7 protein-coding genes are annotated in these 9,037 nt (G+C 47.1%); 5 read left to right on the top strand and 2 right to left on the bottom strand.

Going from position 1 to position 9,037, the window contains the following annotated elements; genetic code table 11:
- The first annotated feature begins 207 nt into the window (after nucleotides 1–207).
- Complete coding sequence (locus IY568_RS17920) at nucleotides 208–1,620, top strand: glycosyl hydrolase family 18 protein (protein ID WP_194868302.1); 1,413 nt, start codon at nucleotides 208–210, stop codon at nucleotides 1,618–1,620.
- A gap of 55 nt (nucleotides 1,621–1,675) precedes the next feature.
- Here the strand turns inward: IY568_RS17920 and IY568_RS17915 are convergent, their stop codons facing one another.
- Both IY568_RS17915 and IY568_RS17910 read right to left on the bottom strand, forming a co-directional pair.
- The gene (locus IY568_RS17915) at nucleotides 1,676–2,389 is read right to left on the bottom strand and encodes a metal-dependent hydrolase (RefSeq protein WP_194868301.1); all 714 of its coding nucleotides are present in this window, start codon (nucleotides 2,387–2,389) and stop codon (nucleotides 1,676–1,678) included.
- Nucleotides 2,390–2,510: 121 nt separating this feature from the next.
- Nucleotides 2,511–2,918, bottom strand: a complete 408-nt coding sequence (locus IY568_RS17910; RefSeq protein ID WP_125559212.1) for an MAPEG family protein — start codon at nucleotides 2,916–2,918, stop codon at nucleotides 2,511–2,513.
- Nucleotides 2,919–3,015: 97 nt separating this feature from the next.
- Here IY568_RS17910 and IY568_RS17905 point away from each other — a divergent pair, with 97 nt between their 5' ends.
- From IY568_RS17905 to IY568_RS17890, 4 genes are all read left to right on the top strand, one after another.
- The gene (locus IY568_RS17905; RefSeq protein WP_194868300.1) at nucleotides 3,016–3,969 is read left to right on the top strand and encodes a GlxA family transcriptional regulator; all 954 of its coding nucleotides are present in this window, start codon (nucleotides 3,016–3,018) and stop codon (nucleotides 3,967–3,969) included.
- Between the two features lie 73 nt (nucleotides 3,970–4,042).
- Entirely contained in the window at nucleotides 4,043–6,097 is a 2,055-nt protein-coding gene (locus IY568_RS17900; protein WP_194868305.1) for a DUF1800 domain-containing protein, read from the top strand.
- Between the two features lie 12 nt (nucleotides 6,098–6,109).
- Nucleotides 6,110–7,453 (top strand): DUF1501 domain-containing protein, encoded by a 1,344-nt coding sequence (locus IY568_RS17895; protein ID WP_194868299.1) that lies wholly within the window; start codon nucleotides 6,110–6,112, stop codon nucleotides 7,451–7,453.
- A gap of 64 nt (nucleotides 7,454–7,517) precedes the next feature.
- Nucleotides 7,518–8,954, top strand: a complete 1,437-nt coding sequence (locus tag IY568_RS17890) for a sigma-54 interaction domain-containing protein (protein WP_194868298.1) — start codon at nucleotides 7,518–7,520, stop codon at nucleotides 8,952–8,954.
- Nucleotides 8,955–9,037 lie beyond the last annotated feature (83 nt).

Raw genomic sequence — 9,037 nt, 5'->3', positions numbered from 1 at the left:
AGCTACGAAGACATTTTGGATCAGGTCAGTGAAGCATGGAATGCGTTTATCTCATGTGCTGACAGGGTGAAATCACTATGCTTTAGAGACTGGATAAAAATGACCAGTTAATTAATCAAAATGGTATTACTCTGGGAGGGCAGGTCATCAACTCTTTAAACGTCGGTGCGGCCTGCGTTTACCGACAAATACAACATGGAAAAGGTAATGAAATATAAAAACTTATTAATGGCGCTGCCATTGCTTGGTGCAATGGAAGTCGCGCTTGCGGTGGACTGTAGTAACTTAACTGACTGGCAGGCTCAAAGTGTCTATACCAAAGGGGACTCAGTCACTTATCAGTCTGTGAGTTATACCGCAAAGTGGTGGACTCAGAATCAAAATCCCGCAAATAACTCCACTACCTATGCTGTATGGAATAAGGATGGTAATTGTGATGCAACTGAGCCGGTACCGTCAGTAACGGTCACCTCACCAAGCAATAACGCGAGCATTATTATAGGGACGCCTATCGATTTGACTGCATCTGTTTCTCATCCACAGAATGTTGCGATTGAGCGGGCTGAATTCTTTATCGATGGTACGCTGATTGCGACAGATAATACCGCGCCGTATTCTGTGCCCTGGCAAGCACAAGGGCTAGGCAGTCATCAGTTACAGGTATTTGCAGTCGATGCCGCAGGCGGTAGAGGGGAATCCAGCGCTGTAAACTTTACAGTCGCTGCCGATGATTTCCCGCCGGGTGATCCTAATTTTAAAATTGTCGGCTACTTCCCAAGCTGGCAGGGGGCTGTCAGTGATATCCAGTTTGATAAACTGACGCATATCAATTACTCATTCTTGTTACCTAACGCAGATGGCACACTTCAGCCACTTGAAAATTTGAGTAAAATGACAGCGCTGGTAAATTCTGCGCATGCAAACAATGTAAAAGTTGGTATTGCTATAGGTGGCTGGAATGGTGGCGATGACAGCGCATTTGAAACATTTGCTGCGTCGGCACAAGGTCGCGCGACGTTTGTACGTGAAGTAATGGCCTTCGTAGAGCTACACAACCTGGATGGTGTAGATATGGACTGGGAATATCCAGATCCTGGCACATCAGCAAATAACTACGCGTTGTTAATGAAGGAACTGAGCGTAGAGTTGCGTGCTCGTGGTAAGTTCCTGACCGCTGCGGTTGTTGCGTTAGGCTATACAGGCGGTGGTGTTCTGGAGTCTGTATTCCAGGATATCGATTTTCTGAACCTGATGGCTTACGATGCGAACAATGGCAATCATGCGTCTATGCAGTATGCCAAAGACTCTATAGCATACTGGCAGAGTCGCGGTCTGAGTAAGGAAAAAACTGTATTAGGTGTGCCTTTTTATGCGCGTCCAACCTGGAAGGCATATCGGACTTTGGTCCAGGAAAACCCTGCTAATGCCTGCCGGGATACGGATGGCAGCAGTTATTATAATGGTATTCCAACTATCCGTGCCAAAACAGAATACGCAAAGCTTAATGCCGGCGGTATCATGAACTGGGAATTGTCACATGACAGCAAGGGACCGGCTTCATTGTTAACCGCAAAGTGGGAAGTCGCAAAGGGTCTGGCACCCAGCTACACCTGTCCGTAATACATCGATAAGTACGGAGTTCAGCAGCTAACCTAGTTGCTGAACTCACCTTCGATTAATAAAACCGTTTCAAAGTGTCCATATCTGGCAGTAAAGGCAGGCTTATCAGTTTGCTTTGCCAGAGCCGAATGACCTCGGATATGTCCTCGTAATGAGGGAGCAATAAATAGCTACCCAGCAGCACTACACCTATCTGAAGTACAGAGGCCAGCGGCGCACTGGTCGCAACGGGTTTGAGTGCACTGCCAAATGAGGCTTTCAATTCATTATTGTTGATGTCTACTGCGTAGCATTCATCGAGGATTAAATGGGTTAGCATGCCTAATACAACCATCACACCACACGACAGCGCAAAAGGCAGCCCTTTACCTAAATACAAAGGGATATTAACTGTGATGATGGCAAACATCAGCACAGACAACAGCGAATGGCTTGCGCCGCGGTGAATGGTATAGCTCTCAAATATAGGCTTCAGACCATACATGATGAGCAGATAGACGCCCAGCCCGGACAACCAGATGCTGAGCAGAGAATGAAACTCGATGGCCAGTGGCAGTCCAATGGCTGCACACAGTGCAAATATCGAAAACAAACTATTTAACGAGCGTGATTTGTCGGCGTCAAGATCTGGCAGAAGCCCAGCTAGCGCACCTAATATAAATAACAGCAGTATATCACTCATATCGGCAAGGCTGGTTGCCAGTATAACGGATGATGCGGCGGCACTAACTACCACCGCTGCTTTGAAGTGAGTTGCAAAATTGGCCACTAAGTAAACTTCCGGTTGTATGGAGAGTACACCAGCCACAAAACCAACTCTGTGGCTGCTCTATCGAGAGTGATCATAATGGCATTGTTATTGTTTTACTAGCTATAAAATAGGGGCTTACTTATAGTGATTGCCACAGCAGTGTGAACCACGCGATAAACAGAGTGATACTGCCAAGGGCAAAGGCGAGCGTACGCATTTTGAGGTTCTGGCCAAGTATATGCTCATAGCAATGCCAGTAACGTGCAGTAACGAATACTGTGCTGAATACATACCATAGTTGCCCTTGGATCCCCTGAATATGCAGCATCAGTAACAAGCAGATAAACAAAAGGGGTAACTGGAACTGGTTGTCATAACTGTTGGTCAATAATCGGATGCGCTCGGGAAAGCCTTCTTTACTGACAAAGCGGATGTCTGACAGTGTTATTTTGCGCTGATAGACAGCGCGGATCCGCAGACTGGCAGTTATAAACCACAATAGAGTATAAAGAGACACTAAAAAGAATATTGGGATGTGGATCCACATTGGGTTGTTCCTTCTGTAAATGAGATTGGCTTTACTTTATCTAATCAGGTGGCTAAGTTACTGTGTCAATATTGACGAAATTTGGGTTGAAAGTGACATGCGGATCGTACTTGTGTGCCCGCCGAAAGTGTTTGCCAGTGCACTGACTGGGGTGATCGACATATTAAACGTAGCTAATCAAGTTCTGGGGCGGTCTTTTTTTAGCTGGAAGATCGCTGCGCTAACCAGTGAACTTGAGGTTGTCAGTAGTCAGGGGCTGAAGATTCAATGCGACAGTACTTTGGCGGATTTACAAGATTATGATGCCATGATCTGGGTAGGCGCACATTACAGTGGCCACAGCGCTTTATGGCAACAGTGTATGCAGGTTAAGGAGGCACTAAGAGGGCTTAATGATGTACACCGTCATTGTCGTTTTCATCTTGCTGGATGCTGCGGTGTTGCTTATCTGGCAAGTACGGGTTTACTCGATAAACATCAGATCACGGCCAGTTGGTGGTTGGCTCCATTTTTTGCTAAGTATTTTCCTCATATTGACTTTAAATCCGATGAAATTGTTTTTCGCAGTAATGACGTTTATACCGCCGGCGCAGCACACAGCTATTTACACCTGATCCTCACGTTTATCAGCGATAGAGTAGGCAAAGAAGTGGCTGAGCAAATTGCTTCATGGCTGGCAATTCCACAAAAGTTTTCCAATCAAAATCAGTTTATTCGACTTAGTGTGTTACAGAACCATTCAGATAAGCAGGTCAAAGCGGTACAAAGGCTCATTGATGAAAATCTGCAGGATTCACTGACATTAAAACGATTGGCAGAGTCGGTATATATGTCTGAGCGAACTTTGATCCGGCGTTTTAAGCAGCATGTAGGGCTAACGCCTATAGATTATGTTCGATTAGTGCGGTTGGAGAAATCCAGATATTTACTTGCGAGTTCTGAACTGTCACAAGAGCAAATAGCCTATCAGGTTGGTTATCAGGATCCGCAAGCATTGGCGAGACAATTTAAAAAGCACTTTCAAATGAGTATGAAGGCCTTTAGAGAATGATAGTAATTTAGTATATGTTTTTTCTAAATGCTCTGTTATAAAAGTATTAAGTGCTATTGTGGACACTGCAATTATGAATGCTCACCTCTATCTTGCGGCGTTTTGCCTGACAACCCTTGTTGCCTGTGGTGGCGGCTCGTCAGACAGCAGCCCAACTTCAAATAATACCTCATCAAACACAACAACAGATACTCAAACTCCCCAGCAGGCTGGCGGAGATACTGAACAACCTACTCAGGAGCAGGGAGATAGCTCGCAAGGCGAGGGGAGCAATAATGCTTCTGAAGGAACTGATGAAACGCCGGAGCAGCAAAACACCCCGCCCGAGGTGATTGTCGATATCGCTCAGCCTGAGGTGATTAAAGGTGAGCCATTAACTCTGTCTGCCAACGTCGCAGACCCTGAAGATACTTCATTTAGTTATCTCTGGAAACAGTTGAGTGGGCCAGAAATTGAATTGGGTGATGTGACTGGTCCAACGCTGGTTATCACTTTACCAGAGACCTACCAGGCCGTTGGTGATACTTATCAATTTTCAGTCACGGTGACGGATCCACAGGGCGCAGAAACAACCTCTGAGATCGATGTTTATGCCAGTAATGCGATGTCAGATATTCAGGCTGCAGTGCTCTTACATCAGGGGACAATGGGGCCAACGCTGGAAGAGGTGAATGCAGCTACTGGCATGAGTGAAGAGCAATGGCTGGATGCGCAAATGGCATTACCGGCTACGTATCACTCTGCACTACTTGAAAACTATCCTGACAGAGATACGCCTTATCAGATAAATCGTATTGATGCCTGGTGGAAAGCCACATTGAATGCAGATGATCAACTGAGACAACGTGTGGCTTTTGCATTGAGCGAAATTCTGGTGGTCTCGGATGCAAACAATGCATTAAAAGGTGAACCGGAAGGCATGCTTGCCTACTACGATCTGTTGATTGAGCATGCGTTTGGCAACTACCGGGCACTGCTTGAAACTGTGACTTTATCGCCTGTGATGGGGACCTACCTCAGCCATCTTGGTAATGAGAAGGCAGATCCTGAACGTAATATCCGACCTGATGAAAATTACGCACGAGAGGTCATGCAATTGTTTACCATCGGGCTGGATTTGCTCAATCTGGATGGTAGCATCATGCGTGATGACAACGGCCAAAGTATCCCGACCTATTCTCAGCAGGAAATCACCGGGTTTGCACGTGTTTTCACGGGCTGGACGTTTGCATTCTCGGCTCGCTGGAATCGCCCAAGTCGTAATTTTAGTCTGCCTATGCAAGCATTTCCTGACTATCACTCAGAGCTAGAAAAGACACTACTGAATGGAGAAGTGATCCCGGTCGGTGTTGGGCCAGAAGACTCTATGCAGCTCGCTTTGGATAATTTATTTAATCATAGCAATGTTGCTCCCTTTATCTCCAAGCAGCTTATTCAGCGATTGATCACCTCAAACCCTACTGCTCAATATGTAGAACGCGTTGCTATGGTATTTAATGACAATGGGAGCGGTGTGCGGGGAGACCTCAGTGCTGTGATCCGTGCCATTTACCTTGATGATGAGGCGCGACGGTATGGATCTGTTCTGGCGCATCAGGGAAAAATAAAAGAGCCACTGCTTAAAGGGGTTCAGATGTGGCGTACACTGGATGCACACAGTGAGGAAGGTAACTACTTCACCTGGAACCTGGATGACAGGTTTGGTCAGGGCCCTATGCTATCACCTTCGGTATTTAACTTTTTCAGGCCAGATCACCAACCAGCGGAATTGAGTGAGCAAGGGTTATTTGCGCCTGAACTACAGATAGCGAATGATGCAGCAATGATTGGCACGTTAAACCAACACTACAGCGACTTGGTCTGGCGCATGGCTGAGCGCCACGATACGCTCAATCCATCGGCAATTTATTTGTATGGCCATAGTGATATCGCATTGCTAGAAGCCAGCGGCCTCAACGCGTTGCTCGACAGATATAATGTGCTGTACTTTGCAGGCAATATGTCACAAGCAAGCCGGGAAGCGTTTGTAGAGCTCGACGCGTACTTTGAGAATAAAAGTGCAGCGGACAGAGTTGGGCAGCTTTTGTTTATGGTGTCATTATCACCCGAATTTAACGTGCAGTATTAGGAGGCCGGCAAGATGAACAAGAGCAGAAGAGACTTTCTATCCCTGTGCCTGAAAGGAGGCATGTCGGCTGCAGCATTGACCAGTTTGCAGCTTCAGGCGCTGTCGGGCAGCATAGAGCAACGTAACTTTTCAGACTATAAAGCTCTGGTATGCGTGTACCTGTATGGCGGCAACGACTCCATGAATATGCTTGTTCCGCTGACGGGCGATCATCGTAGCTGGTACGAAGCAAGCCGGCAGAACCTCGCTGTGCAGGATGCGCTGTCACTGACAACTGCCAGCGAGTTTGAAGGTGGCGTTGGCCTGCATCCTGCGATGTCTTCATTACAGCCATATTTTGACCAGCAGACTTTGGCCTTTGTGGGCGGGGTAGGGACTTTAATCGCACCGACGTCCCTAGCTCGGTATCAGGCCAGGAGCGTACCATTACCGCAGCATCTGTTTTCGCATAATGATCAACAGGCAACCTGGATGCACGGCCAGGAAAAGCAAACGCTGAATACCGGCTGGGGTGCCAGGTTACTAGAGCGGTTAGATCAGGGCACGGTATTTGGCAGCAATATTACCGTAGATGGGGCAAATCCATGGCAAACTGGCATGAATACTAGTGCATTTGCATTGAGTAAAAGTGGTATAAGTAAAATTAACGCCCTGAGCGGTTATGAGCCGCGAGTAGAGCATGTAAGGCGCGTCATGCAAACCTTGTTTAACCAGACGTCTCATCCGCTGGCATCGGCGTATGGCAGCCGGTTAAATGGTTCTATCGAACATACTCTATACATGAACACTTTGCTGGAAGAAGCGCCTGTACTGGCTACTGAATTTGGCGAATCGAGTCTATCCGCGCAATTGGCAGCGGTCGCGAAAACCATCAGTATCCAGTCTCAGCTGGGTGCTAAACGACAAATCTTCTTTGTCTCTATGGGCGGATTCGATACGCATGATGAGCAGGAGTCTGCCCACCCGGCATTGCTGGGCGTGCTTGCACAAAGTTTAGTGGAATTCCAAAGTGCGATGGCTGAGCTTGAGCTGACAGAGCAGGTCAGTACATTTACCATGTCTGATTTTGGTCGTACATTAACCTCTAACGGAGATGGCACCGACCATGGCTGGGCAGGTAATCAGTTGATACTTGGTGGTGCGGTCAATGGCGGTGATGTGCATGGCGCTATGATGCCGCAGCAGCTCGATGGGTCAAATGATGTTGGAGGCGGACGCCTGATCCCGGCATTCGGCAACGAACAGTATTTCGCACCGTTGGCACGTTGGTTTGGTCTTGCAGACAGCGAAATGACAGAGTTATTTCCGAATCTTAGTAATTTTGATGCGCAGGCACTTTCCTTGTTCAAAGTATAGTTGTGTAGTTTTGCTTCTGCGTCAGTCATGTTAGATTACTTCGTGAAATATCACGAGGTAATCTATGTCTTCTGTAATCGCACAATTCTTAAACGATCCCCGTCTGCTGCTTAATGCAGTCGGCGAGGGGATATACGGGTTTGATCTATCAGGTAATGCCGTGTTTATTAACCCGGCTGCAGAAAGAATGACTGGCTGGTCTGCCGACGATTTACTGGGCAAGAAAATTCATCAATACCACCATCATAGTTACGCAGATGGCACCCCTTATCCAGCGGATCACTGCCAAATTTATCGAACTATGTTTGACGGCAAAACCCGGCATGTCACAGATGAAGTGTTTTGGCGCAAAGATGGCAGCTGTTTTGCTGTGGAGTACACGTCGACACCCGTATATAAGGATGGCCAGGTTATCGGTGCTGTCGCGATATTTCGCGATATATCAAAACAAGTTGAGGCAGAGCGGGCGTTGAGAGACGCGCTCGACCAAGTTCAGACGCTTTCTGAGCAACTCAAAGAGGAAAACAGCTATCTGCTGGCAGAGATTAATGAAGACTGGCAGGATTCCGGGTTGGTGGGCCAGAGTCATATTTTTCAGACTATGCTTGAGCAAATAAAGCTGGTTAGCCAGACCGATAGCACCGTACTGATCCTGGGTGAGAATGGCACCGGAAAAGAACTGGTTGCGCGGAATCTGCATCGCCTGAGCTTACGAAGTGCTCAGCCTTTTGTACGTGTTAACTGTGCTGCTTTTTCCCCCAGCTTGCTGGAGTCTGAACTGTTTGGCCATGAAAAAGGGGCGTTTACAGGAGCGAATGAAAGACGCAAGGGGCGTTTTGAACTGGCGCATCAGGGCACATTATTCCTCGATGAAATTGGCGAGTTGCCACTCGAAGCACAGAGTAAGCTACTGAGGGTGCTGCAGGAACAGGAGTTTGAACGTGTCGGGGGGAGCAAAACCATTTCAGTAGATATTCGTGTGATTGCCGCGACCAACCGAGATCTGTGGCAAATGGTAGAAAAAGGGGAGTTTAGAATGGACTTATACTACCGCCTCAATGTCTTTCCTATTAAAGTACCGGCGCTTAAAGAGCGGCTTGAAGACATTCCTTTATTATGTGCCAATATGTTATCGCGACTTAATGCTCGTTTGGGTAAGCAATTACGTGGTATCGCTAAATCTTCACTGGTAAAGCTTCAGGCTTACGACTGGCCCGGTAATATTCGTGAACTGCAAAATATTCTTGAACGTGAAGCCATATTAGCCACAGGCAGAACACTGCGGCTGACCCAGGCATTGGCTGCGAATATAGGAGAAGCGGCCGTATCTCAGGATCTATCTCTTGAACATGCCCAGCGGGAACACATACTCTCAGTCTTAGAACTTTGTCAATGGCGGGTGGCAGGCGAGCAGGGCGCAGCAGCATTACTGGGTATGCCAGAAAGCACTCTTCGATCAAAAATGAAGAAGCTAAATATTCAAAGAGAACGCGATATATAACGGGTGTTCGCGATATTTCACGAGTCTATGTTTTTCGCGAATATTAAAGTTGTTATAAAACAGCAAGTTAAAAACTTTCAGTT

Source organism: Pseudoalteromonas sp. PPB1, from assembly GCF_015356275.1.
GTDB lineage: Bacteria > Pseudomonadota > Gammaproteobacteria > Enterobacterales > Alteromonadaceae > Pseudoalteromonas > Pseudoalteromonas rubra_D.
The sequence above is the reverse complement of the archived record's forward strand: the minus strand, read 5'-3'. Positions and strand labels throughout refer to the sequence as shown.